Raw genomic sequence first — 19,411 nt, 5'->3', positions numbered from 1 at the left:
GGCCGTCAGCCAACTCCTTCATGGTTTCGGTGACTGCACCCGGGGGACGGGCGGCTTGTGTACTGAGTCCACACCGCGTTAACAGCACGTGAACGACCAGTCGAGGGCCCTCAGGCCTCCTGGCTTGAAGTGAACGACCCGATTAAGAAGAAGAGAGCCGACATGGACTTCCTTCGCCCCGCCAGCTGGGAGGAGGCGCTCGCCGCTAAGGCCGAGTTCCCCACAGCTGTGCCGATTGCGGGTGGCACCGACATCATGGTCGAGATCAACTTCGACCACCGCCGTCCGGAGTACCTCCTTGACCTCAACCGCATCGAGCTGCTGCGGGAGTGGGAGGTGGGCGAGGAGGTCACCGAGCTCGGCGCCTCCGTCCCGTACACCCAGATCATGGAGAACCTGCGGACCACGCTGCCGGGTCTCGCGCTCGCCTCGCACACGGTCGCGTCCCCGCAGATCCGCAACCGCGGCGGTGTCGGCGGCAACCTCGGTTGCGCCTCGCCCGCCGGCGACTCCCACCCCGCCCTCCTGGCCGCGGGCTGCGAGGTCGAGGTCGAGTCCGTACGCGGCTCGCGCATGATCCCGATCGACGAGTTCTACACCGGCGTCAAGCGCAACGCGCTGGCCGCCGACGAGCTCATCAAGTCGGTCCACATCAAGAACGCCACGGGCCCCCAGCAGTACTCGAAGGTCGGCACCCGCAACGCGATGGTCATCGCGGTGTGCGGCTTCGGCCTCGCCCTGCACCCCGACACCCGCACCGTGCGTACGGGCATCGGTTCGGCCGCCCCGACCCCGGTCCGGGCCAAGGCCGCCGAGGAGTTCCTCAACGCCGCGCTCGAAGAGGGCGGCTTCTGGGACAACGGCAAGGTCATCACCCCGTCGATCGCCAAGCAGTTCGGTGAGCTCGCCTCCGCCGCGTGCAACCCGATCGACGACGTCCGTGGCACGGCGAAGTACCGCCGTCACGCGGTTGGCATCCTCGCTCGCCGCCAGCTCGTCTGGACCTGGGAGCAGTACCGCGGCACGAACGGCCGCTCGCTTGAAGGGGCTGCGTAATCATGCGCGTCAATTTCACCGTCAACGGTCGTCAGCAGGAAGCCGACGACGTCTGGGAGGGCGAGTCCCTCCTCTACGTGCTGCGTGAGCGCCTGGGTCTGCCCGGCTCGAAGAACGCGTGCGAGCAGGGCGAGTGCGGTTCCTGCACCGTCCGCCTCGACGGCGTGCCGGTCTGTTCCTGTCTGGTGGCCGCCGGCCAGGTCGAGGGTCGCGACGTCGTGACCGTCGAGGGCCTGGCCGACTTCGCCAAGCAGCGCGAGGAGCACGGCCACGGCTGCGGCACCGGCGCGTGCGGCGGCGGCAAGGGCGTGTCCACGGACGAGGCCAGGCAGTGGTCCGCCAAGGGCACCGACTCGCAGACCGGCGAGGGCGCCGTGCTCTCCAACATCCAGCAGGCGTTCATCGACGCCGGCGCCGTCCAGTGCGGTTTCTGCACCCCGGGTCTGCTCGTGCAGGCCGACGCGCTCCTGGAGCAGAACTCCGACCCGTCCGACCAGGACATCCGTGAGGCCCTGTCCGGCAACCTCTGCCGCTGCACGGGCTACGAGAAGATCCTCGACGCGGTCCGCCTCGCGGCCGCCCGTCAGGGAGAGGCTGTCTGATCATGGCCAACACTCGCACCGTGCCCTCCGGTACGCCGACGAACGTCACCCAGAAGCACAACAAGGGGGGCATCGGCGAGTCCACGCTCCGCCCGGACGGCACCCTCAAGGTCACCGGTGAGTTCGCGTACTCCTCGGACATGTGGCACGAGGACATGCTGTGGGGCCAGACCCTGCGCAGCACCGTCGCCCACGCCGAGATCGTCTCCATCGACATCTCCGAGGCGCTTGCCTTGCCGGGCGTCTACTCGGTCCTCACCTACGACGACCTGCCGGCCGAGATGAAGAACTACGGCCTGGAGATCCAGGACACCCCGGTCCTCGCCAACGGCCGGGTACGCCACCACGGTGAGCCGGTGGCCCTCGTGGCCGCCGACCACCCGGAGACCGCCCGCCGCGCGGCCGCCAAGATCAAGATCGACTACCGGGAGCTGCCGCTCGTCACGGACGAGGCCTCGGCCCTGGCCGCCGACGCGCCGCTGATCCACGAGGGCCGCGACGACCACCACTCCGGTCACGTCCCGCACCCCAACATCGTGCACCGCCAGCCGATCATCCGCGGCAACGTGGAGGAGGCCCGCAAGCGCGCCGACGTCATCGTCGAGGGCGAGTACACCTTCGGCATGCAGGACCAGGCCTTCCTCGGCCCGGAGTCCGGCCTGGCCGTGCCGTCCGAGGACGGCGGTGTCGACCTCTACGTCGCCACGCAGTGGCTGCACTCGGACCTCCAGCAGATCGCCCCGGTCCTGGGCCTGCCGCCGGAGAAGGTACGCATGACGCTCTCCGGCGTCGGCGGTGCCTTCGGTGGCCGCGAGGACATCTCGATGCAGATCCACGCCTGCCTGCTGGCCCTCGCGACCAACAAGCCGGTCAAGATCGTCTACAACCGCTTCGAGTCCTTCTTCGGCCACGTGCACCGCCACCCGGCGAAGCTCTGGTACGAGCACGGCGCCACCAAGGACGGCAAGATCACGCACATGAAGTGCAGGATCGTGCTCGACGGCGGTGCCTATGCCTCGGCCTCCCCGGCCGTCGTCGGCAACGCGTCCTCCCTGTCCGTCGGCCCGTACGTCGTCGACGACGTCGACATCGAGGCGATCGCGCTCTACACCAACAACCCGCCCTGCGGCGCGATGCGCGGCTTCGGCGCCGTCCAGGCCTGCTTCGCGTACGAGGCCCAGATGGACAAGCTCGCGGCGAAGCTGGGCATGGACCCGGTCGAGTTCCGCCAGCTGAACGCCATGGAGATGGGCACGATCATGCCCACCGGCCAGGTCGTGGACTCCCCGGCGCCGGTGGCGGAGCTGCTGCGCCGGGTCAAGGCCCGCCCGCTGCCGCCGGAGCGGCAGTGGGAGACCGCCGGCGAGGGCGCGGACGTCCGCGCGCTGCCGGGCGGCCTGTCGAACACCACCCACGGCGAGGGCGTCGTCCGCGGCGTCGGCTACGCGGTCGGCATCAAGAACGTCGGTTTCTCCGAGGGCTTCGACGACTACTCCACCGCCCGCGTGCGCCTGGAGGTCATCAACGGCGAGCCCGTCGCGATGGTCCACACGGCCATGGCGGAGGTCGGCCAGGGCGGTGTCACCGTCCACGCGCAGATCGCCCGTACGGAGCTGGGCGTCACGCAGGTGACCATCCACCCGGCCGACACGCAGGTCGGCTCCGCCGGTTCCACGTCCGCCTCGCGGCAGACGTACATGACCGGTGGCGCCGTGAAGAACACCTGCGAGCACGTCCGCGAGGCGCTGCTGGAGATGGGCCGCCGCAAGAACGGCTCCTACCACCCGGCCTGGGCCCACGCGGAGCTGCTCCTGGAGGGGGGCAAGGTCGTCACCGACGGCGGTGAGGTCCTCGCGGACATCGCCGACATCCTGGAGGGCGAGGCGATCGACCTCGAGCTGGAGTTCCGCCACCGTCCGACGGTCGCCTTCGACCTGAAGACCGGCCAGGGCGACGGCCACGTCCAGTACACCTTCGCCGCGCACCGCGCGGTCGTCGAGGTGGACACCGAGCTAGGCCTGGTCAAGGTCGTCGAGCTGGCGACCGCCCAGGACGTGGGCAAGGCCCTCAACATGCTCTCCGTGGTCGGCCAGATCCAGGGTGGTACCACCCAGGGCCTCGGCGTGGCGGTCATGGAGGAGATCATCGTGGACCCGAAGACCGCGAAGGTGCGCAACCCCTCCTTCACGGACTACCTGATCCCGACCATCCTCGACACCCCGACCATCCCGGTCGACGTCCTGGAGCTCGCCGACCCGAACGCGCCGTACGGCCTTCGCGGTCTGGGCGAGGCCCCGACCCTGTCGTCCACCCCGGCCGTCCTCGCGGCGATCCGGCAGGCGACCGGGCTGGAGCTCAACAAGACCCCGATCCGTCCGGAAGCCCTTACCGGGACCCTCTAGGACGGACTCCGGTCCGGGGGCCGCGAGGCCCCCGGACCCCTCGGACCCTCCGGGCGGTGTGACTCGGGAACGTCACACTTCACCGCCGCACCGCCCGGAGTACACGAAGCACCGCACCGCTCGCGGTCACCTTCGGCCGGCAGTACCCCTGCGAAAACCCCCATGTAGTACAAGCGGTCACCCCGCACTACCCGCAGTACACGCAGTGAACATTCGCGTCGCCTCGGGCCGTCACCCCGGGTCGTGCAGCCAAACGCAGCATCCCAAATCCCGCATCTCCAATCCCCAAGCGGGTGCCCCTTTGAACCTTGGGAGTTAGGCACCATGACCCAGTCGTCTGTGGAGCCCAAGACCACCGCGGAGGAAGCCGGCGACGGCTCTCTGAACCCCGCCGGCAAGTCTTGGCTCGACCGCTACTTTCATATAACCCACAGAGGATCCAACGTCGGCAACGAGGTTCGTGGCGGTATCACGACCTTCATGGCCATGGCGTACATCCTCCTGCTCAACCCCCTGCTCCTGTCGGGCAAGGACGTCGCCGGAACCACCATGGACGGTTCGGCGATCATCACGGCGACGGCCTTCGCCGCCGCCGTGACCACGCTGCTCATGGGCTTCGTCGGCAAGGTCCCGCTGGCGCTCGCCGCCGGACTCTCCGTGTCCGGTGTGCTCGCCTCGCAGGTGGCTCCCCAGATGACCTGGCCGCAGGCCATGGGCATGTGCGTGGTCTACGGCGTCGTGATCTGTCTCCTGGTCGTCACCGGCCTCCGAGAGATGATCATGAATGCGATCCCCCTCGCGCTCAAGCATGCCATCACCATGGGCATCGGCCTCTTCGTCGCCCTGATCGGCTTCGTGAAGGCCGGCTTCGTCGGCAACGGCGCGGAGTTCATGCCGCCCGTCCAGCTCGGCGCCACAGGTGAGCTGTCCGGCTGGCCCGTCCTGCTCTTCGCCATCACCCTGATCGCCATCTTCATGCTCCAGGCCCGCAAGGTGCCCGGCGCCATCCTGATCGGCATCGTGGGCGGCACCGTCCTGGCCGCGATCCTCAACGCCGTCGTGGACATCGACCCCAAGGCTTGGAAGAACGGCCCGCCGGAGCTGGACGGCTCCGCGATCTCGATGCCGGACTTCTCGCTCTTCGGCGAGGTCTCCTTCGGCGGCTGGGGCGACGTCGGCTACATGACGGTCGGCATGATCGTCTTCACCCTGGTGCTCGCCGGCTTCTTCGACGCGATGGCCACCATCATCGGTGTCGGCACCGAGGCCAAGCTGGCCGACGACAAGGGCCGGATGCCGGGTCTGTCCAAGGCCCTGTTCATCGACGGCGCCGGTGGCGCCATCGGTGGCGTCACGGGTGGCTCCGGCCAGACCGTCTTCGTCGAGTCCGCCACGGGCGTCGGTGAGGGTGCCCGTACGGGTCTCGCCTCCGTCGTCACCGGCCTGTTCTTCGCCGCCTGCCTCTTCTTCACCCCGATCACGCAGATCGTCCCGGGTGAGGTCGCCTCCGCGGCCCTGGTCGTCATCGGCGCGATGATGATGCAGAACGCCCGCCACGTGGACTGGGCGGACGCCTCCACCGCGATCCCCGTCTTCCTGACGGTTGTGATCATGCCGTTCACCTACTCGATCACCGCAGGTGTCGCCGCGGGCGTCATCTCCTACGTCGCCATCAAGATCGCTCAGGGCAAGGCCCGGGAGATCGGCGCCTTCATGTGGGCGCTGACGGGAATCTTTCTGATCTTCTTCGCCCTCCACCCGATCGAGAGCTGGCTCGGGGTCGGCTGACCCCCCGTAGTACCGCCCGTACGCCCCGGCCCCGCCGGTCGTGCACGGCAGCACCCGCACCCTCCACGTATCCCATACTGGAACCGAATCCTCCGAGGAGGCCGCACATGCTGGACATCGCCGAAGAGCTGAACCGGTGGGTCGAGCAGGGACGTGACTTCGCCGTCGCCACGGTCGTGGCGGTGGGCGGCAGCGCACCCCGGCAGCCCGGGGCCGCTCTCGCCGTCGACAGCGAGGGCACGGCCATCGGCTCGGTCTCCGGCGGATGCGTGGAGGGTGCGGTGTACGAGCTGTGCCGGCAGTCGCTTCAGGACGGCGAGACCGTCCGCGAGCGCTTCGGCTACAGCGACGACGATGCTTTCGCCGTGGGTCTGACCTGCGGCGGGATCATCGACATCCTCGTCACCCCGGTCCCCGTGGGCTCTTCCTCACGCGCGGTCTTCGAGGCCGCGCTGGCCGCCGCCTCCCGCGGTGAGGCCGCCGCGCTGGCCCGGATCGCCGAGGGGCCGGCCGAGCTGATGGGCCGCGCCGTGCTCGTCCGCACGGAGGGCCCCTTCGGGGGCGGCCTCGGCGGACACCCGGAGCTGGACCGCACCATCGCCGAGGAGGCCCGCGCCATGCTCGACGCCGGCCGGACCGGCGTGCTGGAGATCGGCGCCGACGGCAGGCTCTGCGGAGAGCCGCTGAAGGTGCTGGTCGAGTCCAGCGTCCCGCCGCCGCGGATGATCGTCTTCGGCGCCATCGACTTCGCCTCCGCGCTCGTGCGGATCGGCAAGTTCCTCGGCTACCGGGTGACCGTCTGCGACGCGCGGCCCGTCTTCGCGACGAAGAACCGTTTCCCCGAGGCCGACGAGATCGTCGTGGACTGGCCGCACCGCTACCTGGAGAGCACCGGGGTGGACGGCCGGACCGTCCTGTGCGTGCTCACCCACGACGCCAAGTTCGACGTCCCGCTCCTGGAACTGGCCCTCAAGCTGCCCGTCGCCTACGTCGGCGCCATGGGCTCCCGCCGCACCCACGAGGACCGCAACAAGCGGCTGCGCGACGTCGGTGTCACCGAGATCGAGCTGGCCCGGCTGCGCTCCCCGATCGGCCTGGACCTCGGCGCCCGCTCCCCGGAGGAGACCGCGCTGTCCATCGCCGCCGAGATCGTCGCGAACCGCCGCGGCGGCAGTGGCGTGGCCCTCACGGGCGCGCACATCCCGATCCACCCGGACATCGCGACCACGGTGATCGACAGGATCGGCTCCGTCGCTTGAAGGGGTGACGGCGGAAGGTGAGAAAAGGGCGCTCCCCGTGAGGGTTGCGCCCTTTCGGCGTTCCCCCTATTTTACCCGCCGGTAATCGGAGGGTGCGCTCTCCGTCCTTTCCTGACACCGGAGTTGAGCGGATGTTGCGTACCGTACGAACAATGGGCGTGCTGGCGGCGGCCGCCCTCCTGACCGCCTTCACGCCCGCCCCGGCCGCTCCGCCGGCCCCGCCCGCCGCGGCCGGCGGGCTGCGCGAGGTGCTGTTCGTGGGCAACAACTGGGAGGGGACGGCAGACGTCCTCGCCTCCACCGGCGATTTCGCCAAGGTCGGCCGGATCAACGTGATCCCCGACAAGAGCGAGCGCCTCCACGAGATCTACCTCAACCCGGTCAGGCTCGCCTTCTTCCTCGGCATCCGGGAGAGCGCCGGCGAGGGCCACGACCAGTTCGTCGACGACATGTTCACCACCCCGGACGGCTCGGCGGTCGTCGTCTCCCGCCCCAGCTTCGCCGACGTCGTCTCCATCGACCTGGCCTCCGGGCGGATCAACTGGCGCTTCCCGGTCTCCGGTTTCCGCTCCGACCACATGGCGGTCTCCCCGGACGGGACCCGCATCGCCGTCTCCGCCTCCACCTCCAACACCGTTCACGTCCTGGACATCGCCACCGGGCGGCAGACCGGCTCCTTCCGTACCGGCGACAAGCCGCACGAGAACACCTTCACCCGTGACGGCCGCTACCTGTGGAACAGCTCCATCGGCGAGGTGAACACGGCCCTCGACGCGCCCTGGCTCGACTGGACGAAGGGCGACCGGAAGATCACCGTGGTCGACGCGCAGAATTTCCGCACGGTCCGGGTGATCGACATGCGGGAGCGGCTGGACGCCTTCGGCCGCAAGGACCTGTCCGACTCCGTGCGCCCCGTGTCCTTCAGCCCCGACGAGTCGAAGCTCTACTTCCAGGTGTCCTTCTTCGGCGGCTTCCTGGAGTACGACGTGGCCTCGGACCGGATCACCCGCCTCAAGGACCTCCCCGCCGCCCCGGCCACCAGCACCGACCGCACCACCTGGGTCAACGACTCCCGGCACCACGGCATGTCGATGAGCCCCGACGGGGCGAAGCTGTGCATCGCGGGCACCATGGACGACTACGCGACGGTCGTGGACCGCGCCACCCTCGCCGAGGGGCCGCTCGTTCCCGCTTCCAAGCCCTACTGGGCCACGGTCAGCGGTGACGGGACGGCCTGCGTGATCTCCGAGAGCGGCACCGACCAGGTGACGGCCATCGACTTCGCCACCGGCGCCAAGCGGGTGTCCGTACCCGTCGGGGACCACCCCCAGCGCGTCCGGCTCGGCCGCGTCCCGGCCTCCTGGGCCGGTCCGGCCGCCCGGTAGCCCGGCCACCGGGCGGCCGTTGGCCAGGCGCCCGGTCGGCCGCTGATTCCTCGGACCAAGGCGCGGAAACCGGCCGAACCCGCAGATCAAGCAAATATGGGCTGACTGGTCCTCGATGACCGATTAGTCTCCCGATCATGGTGGACATCCGTGAGGTACCCGAGGCCGACATCGACCGCGCCCTGGAACTCGCCTACCTGGTCTTCCACGACCGGCCCGAGAAGGAGGCCCGCGAGCGGCACCACGCGCTGCTCGCGCGCTGCGACCGGATCGGCGCCTACGACGGGGACGCCCTGGTCGGCTTCATGGCCGCGCACGACTTCCGGCTCTCCGTGCCCGGGGCGGACCTGCCCTGCCCCGGGCTCACCTTCGTCTGCGTCGCGCCCACCCACCGGCGCCGCGGCGTGCTGACCGGGCTGATGACGCAGATGATGCGGCGCGCCACCGACACCGGCCGCCCGATCGCCGCCCTCTGGGCCTCCGAGGCCGCCATCTACGGCCGCTTCGGCTACGGCGGAGCCACCACCGGCGCCACCATCGAGATCGACTCCACTCGGCCGCTGGCCCTGCGCATCGACCCGGACCCGCGCCCGCTGCGGCTCGTCGACCCGGACGAGGCCGTCGACGTGATCGGCCCCCACCACGAGGCGGCCCGCGCCGGACGGGCCGGCCGGCCCAGCCGCAGTCCCGAGCGCTGGCGCGAGGAGTGGCTCGCCGAACAGGACGAGGAGGATGAGGAGTTGAGTCCGCCCCGGATCATCGTCCTGGGGGAACCGGGCGAACCCGTCGCCGGGTACGTCCTCTACCGCACGAAGCCCGAGTCCGCCGGCGAGGCCGCGGGGACCGCCGCCCGCACCACCGGCCTGGTTCGGGTCGACGAGCTGGAGGCGGACACCCCGGCGGTCGCCGCCGCCCTGTGGGAGTGCGTGGCCGCCGTCGACCTCACGGGAAAGGTCTCCGCGTGGGGCCGCCCGGCCGACGACCCGCTGCTGCACTTCGCCGCCGACCGGGACCAGGTGCGGGTCACCGCCCAGTTCCCGGCGCTGTGGCTGCGCCTGGTCGACGTACGCGCGGCGCTGACCGCGCGGTCCTGGGCAGCGCCGGTGGAACTGGTGCTGGAGGTGCATGACGTACGGCTGCCCGACAACGCCGGGCGGTTCCGGCTCAAGGCGGGGCCGGACGGGGCGACGTACGGGCACGCGGACGGCGCCGCCGATCTGGCCCTCGACGTGCGCGAACTGGCCGCCTGCTACCTGGGCGGGACCAGGGTCACCGACCTCGTCGCGGCCGGTCTGGTGCAGGAGCACACGCCCGGGGCGGCGGCGGCCCTGGACGACGCCCTGCGCACGCCCGTACTGCCGCACACAGCCGACGAGTTCTAGGCGGCGGGCGGCGGGCGGCGGGCGGCGGGCGGGGCGCGGCTCGGCGGTGGGGGCGGGCGGGTCCGCCCCCACCGCCCGGCTCACGCGGGCAGGGAGAGCCTGGCGGCCGCCATGCCGAAGCCGGCGCCGAGGACCGCCGCGGACAGGCCACCGTCGGGCCGGCGCAGGTCCTCCGGCCGGTAACGGCGGCACTCCGCGTGCCAGTTGAGGATGCCGGCGTGCCAGTCCCGCAGCTCCTGCACGTACGTGTCCAGGGCGGTCCGGGCCTCGGCGCCGAGCTTCCAGTCGTCGTAGAGCAGCGGCAGCTGGTTCGCCGCGATGTGCTCGAACTCCTCCGTGCGCTGGGTCATCAGCGCGTGGCAGATGTGCAGGGCCTCCGGGTAGCCGATGTCGAAGAAGTTCCGCGTGACCAGGATGTGGTTGTGGACCTCACCCTCGAACTCCACCTCCTTCTGATAGGAGTAGATGTCGTTGATCAGGCAGGCCGCGTCGGCGACCGCGTTCTCCAGTGAGCGGATGGTCCCCGAGGCGTAGATCTCCTCGGGAACGCCCCGGCCCTGGTGGCCGAGCCGGCACAGGTACATGGTGAGGCGGCTGCCGAAGGTGCGCCGTCGCATCTCCGCGTAGTCCACGGGGTCCGGGATGCGGTGGTGGACCGCGTTGTCCACCTCCCAGAGCCAGCTCTCCAGCATCTCCACCAGCGTCGCCCGGAACTCGGTGCGCTGCTCCACCGGCATGGCGGCACTGGTGCGCACCCACAGGTCGGCCAGCCCGCGCTCCATCGCGGTGGCCGGCTGCGGCTGCGCGGCGTGGTCGACGGGGATCATGGCGATCAGCCGGGCCGTGGCCGCCTTGGCCGCCGCCAGGTCCTTGGTTCCCGCAAAGACCACCGGGTAGTAGTCGTCGCCGTACGTGCCCCAGGTCAGCCAGCAGGCGCTGAGAGTGAGTTCGGCGGGCGTGGCGTCCGGGTCGAGCCCGGCCGAGCAGAGCGCGAAGTCGTAGCCGCGCAGCTTCTCCTCGGTCCAGATCGTGGAACCGGGATCGCCCGGCTGCGGCTCCAGCAGGCCCGTGCGCCAGGCCCAGGCCACCGACTCCTCGCGCGCGTGCGCCAGATGAGCGCTCAAGGAGAGCCGGTGGGGCATGTAGATCTCCGGGATCACGGAGGGCCCGGTGCGTTCGAAGGGGACGTGGGTGAAGGAGCGTCGGCGCAGCTCCATCGAGCGCCGCGTGAACACGGACCGCAGGTCGAGGGCGCTGGTGCCCGGCCCGGACGGCATGAAGGGCAGGGTGAGCGGGGCGGTCGCCCTGGCCTCCTTGTTCATGTAGCGGCTGGAGACCATGTGCCATTCGTGGCCGCCGGACTGCCAGTCCTGGAGGCCTTTGGTGTAGGCGAGGACGGCCGCGATCTCGGCGGGCTCCAGGGCGAAGTCTGAGAACAGCTGCGGCAGTTCGCACAGGGCGGTCTGCTCGAACTGCTGGAGGCGGGAGGTCAGCAGGTCGTTGGAGACCTCCGCGGCCTCCTGGGTGGTGCAGCCGAGGAAAGTCTCCAGGACCAGAACGGCGTTGGAGAGTTCGCCCTCGTCGGTGACCTCCCGCTCGTAGGAGAACAGGTCGTTGCGGATGTGGACCGCGTCCGAGAAGGCGTCCCGCAGCACGCCGAGGGGGCGCGAGTGCGCGACGCGCGCGGGGACCTCGCCGGCGACGTACTCGACGAGGCCGGCCGACCAGGGGGCGCCGCCCACCTTGCGGCGCATCTCGATGTATTCGAGGGGGTTGGCCACCCGTCCGATGCCGATGTTGGCGAGCTCCCACATCGACTCGTCGAGGAGGTTCTTCGTGGACAGGGAGAACCGTTCCCGCCAGTCGGCGGACATCGAGGGAACGGTTCGCCGCCACAGGTCGGCGAGGCCGGCCTCCACGGGGTTGGTGGGCTCGGGGAAGCCGCAGGCGAGGTCCATCGGCATGAAGGCGGCCAGCCGGTCGAGGTAGGCCTTGGCGCCGTCGCGGTCCTGGGAGCGCTTGAAGGTCTCCAGGAAGTGGTCGTCGAAGAAGAACACCCACACGTACCAGTCGGTGACCAGCGACAACACCTCGGCGTCGCAGTCGGGGTGGGTGTACGAGCAGAGCAGCGCATAGTCGTGCGAGTCGAGGTCGCTCTCCCCCCAGACGCCGGAACCCTCCAGCATCGCGAAATCGCGCGCCCACTGCTTGGTGTGGGTCCGCGCCTCCTCCAGGTGGGGGTTCAGCCGCGCCGGGTACGGCACGTAGAAGTCCGGCAGTTGGAACGGCTGCGTCACGGCGGGGCAGGCCCTTCGTCAAAGGTGCGGGGGCCGGTGGCCCGGCCCCCGCAAGAGATCAGCAGGGCCCTACCCGTGGTGTCACCGGGATAAGGAGGAGTTCACCGCATCAGGTGACGGAAGTGTCGGTCGGCGACGCGCCGGTCTGCCGGGGGATGGGGGAGGAGCCGGACCGCCGGGACCGGGGGTCGGGCTGGGCGAACTGTTCGGCCTGCATCCGGAACATCGACGCGTACCGGCCGCCGAGCGCCAGCAGTTCCTCGTGGCCGCCCTGTTCGACGAGCCGCCCCTCGTGCAACACGTAGATGACGTCGGCGTACCGTACGCCGGACATCCGGTGCGTGACGAGGACGACGGCGCGCTGCGGCCCGGCGAGCCCCCGGATACTGTCGAAGGCGGCGATCTCCGCCTCCGGGTCCAACGCGGAGGTGGGCTCGTCGACGACGATGACGCGGGCGTCCCGGTAGTGCGTCCGGGCCAGCCCGAACTTCTGCCACTGCCCCCCGGAGAGCTCCGAGGCGCCCCTGAACACCCGCGCCAGCAGGGTCTCGTAGCCGTTCGGGAGCTTCTCGACCACGCGGTCGGCCCCCGCGTACCGGGCCGCGGCGACCACATCCGCCGCCCGCTCCACCGCCTCCTCGGCCCCGCCCTCCCCGGGCCGGCCGATGGCGATGTTGGTGCGGGCGGTCACCGGCCACCGTTCGAAGTCCTGGGTGAGGAGCGCGACCCGGTCGAAGACCTGCTCCCGGTCGGCGCCCCGCACCTCGACCCCGTCCCAGGTCAGCGAACCGGAGTCGGGCAGGTGCAGGCCCGCGAGCAGTTTGACCAGGGTGCTCTTGCCGGAGCCGTTCTCGCCGACGAGCGCGACGACGGTGCCCGCCTCGATGGTGAGGGAGACACCGTCGAGCGCGGGTTCGTCCCGGTCGGGGTAGCTGAAGCGGACGTCCTCCAGCCGCACCGTCCCCAGCCGTTCCGGCAGGGGCACCCCGCCGTCGGGGATGGCCCGCCGCCCGGCCTCGGCGACGAACCGTTCCAGGTCCCGTACGTAGAGGGACTCCTCGTGCAGGGTGTTGGTGGTGGCCACCAGCGCGCCGAGACTCGCCGACCCGGTGCGCACCGCGATCACGGCGGTGCCGGCGACGGCGAGGTCCATCCGCCCGGTGACGATGAGGGCGATCATCGCCCCGTACGTGATCAGCGCCGCGGCGCCGGAGAGCGCGGCGGCGAGCAGCTCGGTGGCGGCCTTGTCCTTGGCCAGGCGGGTGGCCTCGCTCTCGGCGACCTCGGCCATGTTGCGGTAGTGGCCGAGCAGGTAGCGGCCGACGCCGTGCACCCGCACCTCGGGGGCCGACGTACGGGAGATCAGCAGCTGGCCGATGAGCCGGGCGGCCCGTACGTGCTCGACCCAGGTGATGACGGACAGGTAGCGGCGCTGTGCCACGCGCATCGCGCCCCAGCCGCGAGGGGCGGCGATCAGCAGCAGCATGGGCAGCAGCAGCGGGTGCAGCACGGTAAGGACACCGGCGGTGGCGACGAGGGAGATGATGCCGCCGAGGGTGGCCACGCAGGCGCCGACGGTACGGCGGGCCGAGGGCGGCCCCCACTGGGCGCTGTCCAGCAGCCGGCGGAACTCCCCGTCCTCGATGGCTTCGAGTTCCACCTCGACGGCGGCCTTCAAGTACTGCTCGTGAGCGGCCCGCTCGATCTTCGGCTCCAGCCGTCCGGCGGCGGCCGTGGACCGGGAGGCCAGTACGGCGCCCAGTACGGCGACCAGCACCCCCGCGGCCAGGGCGGGCATCGCGGCGTGCAGCCGCTCGGCGGGGCTGCCCGAGCCGAGCAGCGTACGGAGCACCTCGCTCAGGACGAGCAGCCCGACGGCGGAGGTGACCCCCTGCCCGGCCTCGGAGGCGGCGACGGTGAGCAGGGCCGGCCGGTCGGTGTCCCAGGCCAGGCGCAGGGTCCCGGCGACCATGCGGGGCATCGAGCGCAGGGTGGACAGCAGCCGCCCTTCGAGGCGGGCGTAGTCGTGGTTGGACCAGCCGGCGTCGTAGCGCAGGGGCCCGCCGAAGAGCCGCCGCTCGCTGGCCGAGACGGCGGGCTGGAGGGTCGTGGGCCGCTTGAGGAGCCTCATGCGCGGCCACCTCCGCCCGGTGCCGGGTCGAACACCACATGAACGTGCACGGATCGCAAGTTTCCTCCCGAGGCGCTGCGGCTGCGAACTGACGCCGGAAGAACGTGGCTGCTCAGAGCGGCGTCACGGCCCGCGGGGAACGAACGCCCGCACACAGTTGCGACCCCCGTCCGGAGCCCAAGGGCGGCGCGGTCACCGGACGTTCGAACCACCCGCAGGTGTCGATGCCCCCCTTCGAGGGATTGCGCCCGAGCTCCCGCGACCGGGCGGCCAGGAAGGCGGCGGAGGCCGCCTCCCGGGTGGGGGAGACGGCCTCCGTGCGGTGGTGCGGGTGTTACGGGACGGGGACGGGGAGCGGTGCCGTGCCGAGGATGGGAACACTCCAGCGCTGCGCTGCGGAACCGCTGCAGTCCCACAGCCAGAGCTGTCGGCCCGGCGTGGTGTCGGCGTTGCCGAGGTCGAGGCAGCGGCCCGAGACGGGGTTGTGGATGGTGCCGTCGGCGCGGGGCAGGAACTTCTGGCTCGGCGCGCTGCCGTCACAGGCGCGCAGTTCGACGGGCGTGGTGTTGGCGGTACCGGCGGCCGTCGCATTGAGGCATGCTCCGTGGGTCCGGATGGTGCCGTCGTCGCGGATCTGGAGCTTCTGGGCCTCGGTGCCGTTGCAGCCGGCGATCTGGATCCTGTTGCCGTCGTCGGCGCTGTTCCCGTCGTTGTCGACGCAATGTCCCGCTGCCGCGGTCAGGCTGATGGGGCCGGCGGCCCCGGTGGCGGTGACGGAGGCGGCGTAGGGATAGACCGCCGGATTGCTGACGCCGCCGGTGAGGCCTGAGGGGGTGTCGGCGTCCTCGAACCGGCCCAGGGTGAGCGGGCCTGCGGGGGCCGGACCGGCGGAGGAGTTGTGGTGGCCGGTTCCGGCGAGGGTGCCGTTGACGTACAGGCGCATCTGCCCGGTGGTGTGGTCGTAGGCGGCGGTGAGCCGGGTCCAGGTGCCGAAGGCGATACGGGCGGCGCTGTTGGTCTGTGCGGTGGTGTCGTAGGGCCAACCGGGGGTGGCCGGGTTGCCCAGGGCGAACTCCCACGTGCTGGTGTAGTGGTTGGGGAAGAGCAGCAGGGAGGTGTTGCCCTTCGGGCCCTGGCCGAGGACGACGCCTCCGGCCTTGGTGGCCATGACCGATGTGCTGATCGTGAAGCTCTTGCGGGTGTCGATCACCGGGCCGGACGCGCTGATGGAGGAGGAGGGGCCGTCGAAGGCGGCGTAGGTGGTGCTGCGGCCGTCGATGGTGGCGTTGGGCCAGGTGACCCCGGTCGCGGTGGCGGGGAACTTCCCGACCGTGCTGGGGGTGGTGCCGCCCTTCTCCCCGGTGAGGGGCCATTGGGCCTTGGGCATGTTGAGGTTGCCCAGGGTGACCGGGGTGGACTCGAAGCCGGTGACGGTGGGGTGCGGGACGCCTCCGCCGTCGGGGCGGGTGCCGATGCCGTTGAAGGCGACGAGTTGCCGGTTGGCGTCGACGGCCCACAGGTCGGGAATGCCGTCGCCGGTGAGATCACCGTCGGAGCCGATCCGGGGGTGGGCGGTGGGGTCGATCTTCCCGATGACGGTGCCGGCGGCGGGATCGGTGAAGCCGGTGAGGTCGGGTGCCTGGGCTGTGCCCTTGACCGTGAAGGCGCGGACGCTTCCGTCGGTCTTGGAACGGGCCCACAGGGTGGGGAAGTCGGTGCCCTGTGCCCGGCCGGGGGTGATCAGTTCGTACGAGTCCCACCGGGTGTCGTTGGCGGAGAGGAGGACGGCTCCCGTCTCGAGTTGGTCCGGTTCGCCCGCCGTCGCCAGCCACAGCCGGCCCTTCTCGACGAACAGGAGTGAGGTACGGGGTACCGAGTTGGGCTTGGTGCTGCTGTCGCCCGTGTGGTTGCCGAAGGCCGCGATCTGGGTGACGTTCGACCAGTCGGGTCCGAAACCGGATTCACCGCAGGGGATGGGGACGCGGGCGGGTGTGAGGCAACCGGTCGGCTTGAGCACCGTTCCGGCGGCCCGGCTGTCGAACCGGCCCACGATGCCGTCGTTGCGGTAGAGGGAGAGGTCCCGGCCGGAGGGCGCGTGAGCGAACAGATCGTCGACGGTCTTGTGGCCCAGGCTGCCGCGGTGGCTGATCTGGACGCCGTTCCAGCCGTTGTCTCCGGGAGCGGAGCTGATGCCGGCCTTGGGCGCCGCGGCCGGGTCGGAACCTCCGCCGATCACCCGCAGGGCCCCGGCGGTGTCGGGCAGTAGGATGTCGGCCTTCATGTCACCGGTGAGGTCGCCGAACACCGGGGCGGTACCGCTCGGGTCGGACGGCGCGTAGTAGCTGTAGACGAACGGCTGGGACATGTTGCCCGCGTTGTCCTGGGTCTGCAGGTAGACGAAGTTGGTGCCCCACCGCGGCGGCTTGATCGTGATGGTGGCCTTGCCCTCGGTCAGCTTGGTGATGCCGGGCCCGGGGTCGGTGCACTTCCAGCCGGTGACGGCCGCTTCCACCGGGTCGGTGGTCCACCGAGCGCAGGCCAGACCGGAGGTCCGCGCTTGCACGGCCGGCGCCGGATCGGTGCCGGTGAGGGTGAAGGTGCCCTCCTCGCCGACGTTCTTGGGGTGGGCGCCGATGGTTCCGAAGGCGGGGAAGTCGGTGGAGGTGACGGCGGCGGTCGGCGGGGTGCGGTCGACGCGGAAGAAGCACATGTCGGTGCTGGCGCTGGTGAGCGTGCCGTCCGAGGTGCGGGCCACCCAGCCGTACTGGTGCCCGTCGGTCAGCGACCCGATGTCGACCGTGACGGCGCCGTAGCTGCTCTGCCATCCGGTGTCGGCGTACTTGCTCTCGCCTCCCTGGTCGTCGTCCCAGTACTGGAACCCGGTCCAGAGCTGTTGGCCGGTGGCCGAGTAGGTGGACGTGGTGAGGGTGATGTTGTTGTTGGCGCCGATCCAGCCGGGGTTGTCCCACGGGTTGGCGGTGCCGGGTGTGCGGCAGTCGGCGTAGGAGCCGGTGTCGGCGAAGCCGGGAGTGGGAGCCGCGCGGGGCCACCATACGGTGGGCTGGATGTCGTACTCGACGACGACGTGCGGGGTGTTGCTGAACCGCTGGCGGTAGCGCTTCTCGTACTCGTCGTCGGGGGCGAGGCCGAGGGTGATGGTGGGCCACTTGTGCGCGACAGCGGTCTTCATCAGATCCTTGACGTCGAACTGGATGTCGCCCGAGCCGGACATGTCGACGTGCCCGACCTTGCTGCAGCCGCCCATGCGCGAAGTCTCGTTGCACGGCTGGTGGTCCCAGCTGGTCGGGTTGCTGATGTACCCGGTGGAGTACAGCCCCATCGGTGTGCGGGTGTCCGGGCTGGAGGAGGACACGACGTCCGCGTAGAACGTCGCGTTGATGATCTCGGCGCCGTGGAGCCGGGAGTCCACACCGATCTGGAAGTAGGCGCGGGTACGGCCGACGCCGGTGCAGGGCGGGTTTCCGTATCGGTAGCCGCAGTAGCCGGTGGCGGGCCTGTCCTGCCCGTCCTGGGTCCCGTTGTACTCGTTCGTGCCGCGGTACGCCTCTTGGACCTGGGCCCAGGCCTGGTTGGCGTTGTCGAGCGTCGGGTTCCAGCCCGGGTCGATGTACCACGGGCCGGTGCCCTGGCCGAGGAGGGCGGCGTCGGGGACGAGCTGGATGCCTTTCGCATCCACGGCCGTGGCGACCTTCTGGACCGTGGCACCGGTACCGGGGCCGTCGGCGCTCGATGGAGTCGTACCGTCCTCGGCGGCCCGGGCGGAGTCGGACCGGCCGGTCGGAGCCTGCGCCGACTTCGCGGGAGGGGCCGAGGCGGCGGTCGAGGAGCCCGCCGAGTCCCACATGAGCGGAGTGGGCGCGGAGAAGCGGGTCTTGCCCTGGCCGTCGGCGGCCTTGAGGTTGCCGGCGCCGTCCGCGCTGACGGTGAGTCCTTCGGCCTCGACCGCGAGGTGCAGTTTCTTGACGGCCGGGTTGGCGGCGGCTTCCGCGGTGCGCACGATCAGGACCTGGCGCCAGCCGCCGAGGGTGGTGGCGCTGAGTTCGAGGTCCACACCGGGTAGGACGGACGCGTAGAGGGCGCTGTTGCCGTTGAGTGACGGCTTCGGCAGCGGGAAGGGCGCCTTGAGGGCAAGCTTCTTGCCGTCCGCCGTGGTCATGGTGGCCATCGGCCCCGTGCCGCCGCCGGAGAGCCTGAGCTTGGACGGGACGGCTGCCGGGGACACGGTGCCGTCCGCGTCGGCCCGGAGCGTGGCGTCCACGGCCTGCCATGTCCCCGACTCGTTCTTGACGCGCTGCGGAACGGGAGCGGTGTCCGTGGTGAGAGTGCCGTTCGGCGTGGCGAACGTCTGGGAACTCGCCGTCGTCAGGTGCTCAATGAGAACCGGCTTGCCGCTGCTCTTGGCTCGGGCCTTGGCGGCATCGACCGCTCCCGCTTCCGGGTTGGGAGGCCTGGTCGTGGGGCTGGGCCAGGAACTGTCCGAGGGGCCGTGGCCGCGCGCAGCCTCAGCAGCCGCGGGTGGTGCGGCGATCAGGCCAGTGCCGAGTGCGAGGACGACGGCTCCGGCCACGGGGAGAACCGTCGTGCGAAAGGCCCGTCTGCGCGGGCCTGCTGGTCTCGGCGGTGGCGGAGGAAGTAATGACGGCCTCACGTTCATGGCCCCCCAAGCTGTGAGACGGACAGAAGTCAGCCGCACATTTCCTTCACGCTTGCAATCTGTCAACAGATTACTCCGTCGAGCTGTCCGATTTGTGCGGTGAACGCCCGGGTCGAGTCGCGGGTGACGTGAGTCACGCCAGGGGAATGCGGGACTCCGCTGATGAATCGAACGCGCGCTGCGTAGGGTGCGCTTCACCCGGGTTCGGCCGGCCCGGCGTTCTCGTTCCATGTGTCCCGTGGGGGGATCCGGTTGAGTCATCGGGGTCAGGTCTTCATGCGCTCACGCGCCGCTCGCTCGCGCGTCGTGCTCGCGTCGGTATTCGCGCTTCTCGTGTCCGGCCTGGGAATTCCCCTGGCCGAGGCGGCTGGGAAGCCTCCCGAAGTGTGGGCGCCGCCGCAGACGCCGTTACCGCGCGTCAAGCCGGTCAAGGG

General features: G+C 70.7%; 10 protein-coding genes. 7 read left to right on the top strand and 3 right to left on the bottom strand.

Annotation, left to right across the window (positions count from 1 at the left end; all coding sequences use genetic code 11):
* Window positions 1-162 precede the first annotated feature (162 nt).
* From AB0F82_RS23150 to AB0F82_RS23120, 7 genes are all read left to right on the top strand, one after another.
* Window positions 163-1,056, top strand: a complete 894-nt coding sequence (locus AB0F82_RS23150; protein WP_356814147.1) for an FAD binding domain-containing protein — start codon at window positions 163-165, stop codon at window positions 1,054-1,056.
* Window positions 1,057-1,058: 2 nt separating this feature from the next.
* Entirely contained in the window at window positions 1,059-1,658 is a 600-nt protein-coding gene (locus AB0F82_RS23145) for a (2Fe-2S)-binding protein (protein ID WP_356814146.1), read from the top strand.
* Window positions 1,659-1,660: 2 nt separating this feature from the next.
* On the top strand, window positions 1,661-4,060 hold the full coding sequence (gene pucD, locus AB0F82_RS23140; RefSeq protein WP_362630888.1) for a xanthine dehydrogenase subunit D: 2,400 nt from the start codon (window positions 1,661-1,663) through the stop codon (window positions 4,058-4,060).
* A gap of 324 nt (window positions 4,061-4,384) precedes the next feature.
* On the top strand, window positions 4,385-5,848 hold the full coding sequence (locus AB0F82_RS23135) for an NCS2 family permease (RefSeq protein ID WP_362630886.1): 1,464 nt from the start codon (window positions 4,385-4,387) through the stop codon (window positions 5,846-5,848).
* A gap of 107 nt (window positions 5,849-5,955) precedes the next feature.
* Window positions 5,956-7,107 (top strand): XdhC family protein, encoded by a 1,152-nt coding sequence (locus AB0F82_RS23130; RefSeq protein ID WP_362630883.1) that lies wholly within the window; start codon window positions 5,956-5,958, stop codon window positions 7,105-7,107.
* Window positions 7,108-7,259: 152 nt separating this feature from the next.
* The gene (locus tag AB0F82_RS23125; protein WP_362630880.1) at window positions 7,260-8,492 is read left to right on the top strand and encodes a YncE family protein; all 1,233 of its coding nucleotides are present in this window, start codon (window positions 7,260-7,262) and stop codon (window positions 8,490-8,492) included.
* Window positions 8,493-8,629: 137 nt separating this feature from the next.
* Window positions 8,630-9,874 carry a GNAT family N-acetyltransferase gene (locus tag AB0F82_RS23120; protein ID WP_362630877.1) on the top strand — a complete coding sequence of 415 codons (1,245 nt, stop codon included), beginning with the start codon at window positions 8,630-8,632 and terminating at the stop codon, window positions 9,872-9,874.
* An 80-nt stretch (window positions 9,875-9,954) separates the two neighbouring features.
* Here the strand turns inward: AB0F82_RS23120 and AB0F82_RS23115 are convergent, their stop codons facing one another.
* The 3 genes from AB0F82_RS23115 to AB0F82_RS23105 all read right to left on the bottom strand — a co-directional run bounded on the left by AB0F82_RS23115 (window position 9,955) and on the right by AB0F82_RS23105 (window position 18,890).
* Window positions 9,955-12,171: a terpene synthase family protein gene (locus AB0F82_RS23115; protein ID WP_362630874.1), complete on the bottom strand. Its 2,217-nt coding sequence runs from the start codon at window positions 12,169-12,171 to the stop codon at window positions 9,955-9,957.
* 109 nt (window positions 12,172-12,280) lie between these two features.
* Window positions 12,281-14,302 carry an ABC transporter ATP-binding protein gene (locus AB0F82_RS23110; protein WP_362630871.1) on the bottom strand — a complete coding sequence of 674 codons (2,022 nt, stop codon included), beginning with the start codon at window positions 14,300-14,302 and terminating at the stop codon, window positions 12,281-12,283.
* 334 nt (window positions 14,303-14,636) lie between these two features.
* Window positions 14,637-18,890: a ricin-type beta-trefoil lectin domain protein gene (locus AB0F82_RS23105; protein WP_362630869.1), complete on the bottom strand. Its 4,254-nt coding sequence runs from the start codon at window positions 18,888-18,890 to the stop codon at window positions 14,637-14,639.
* Window positions 18,891-19,411: the final 521 nt, after the last annotated feature.

The sequence above is a fragment of the Streptomyces virginiae genome (assembly GCF_040638905.1).
GTDB lineage: Bacteria > Actinomycetota > Actinomycetes > Streptomycetales > Streptomycetaceae > Streptomyces > Streptomyces virginiae_B.
This window is presented reverse-complemented; position numbering and strand designations above follow the sequence as displayed.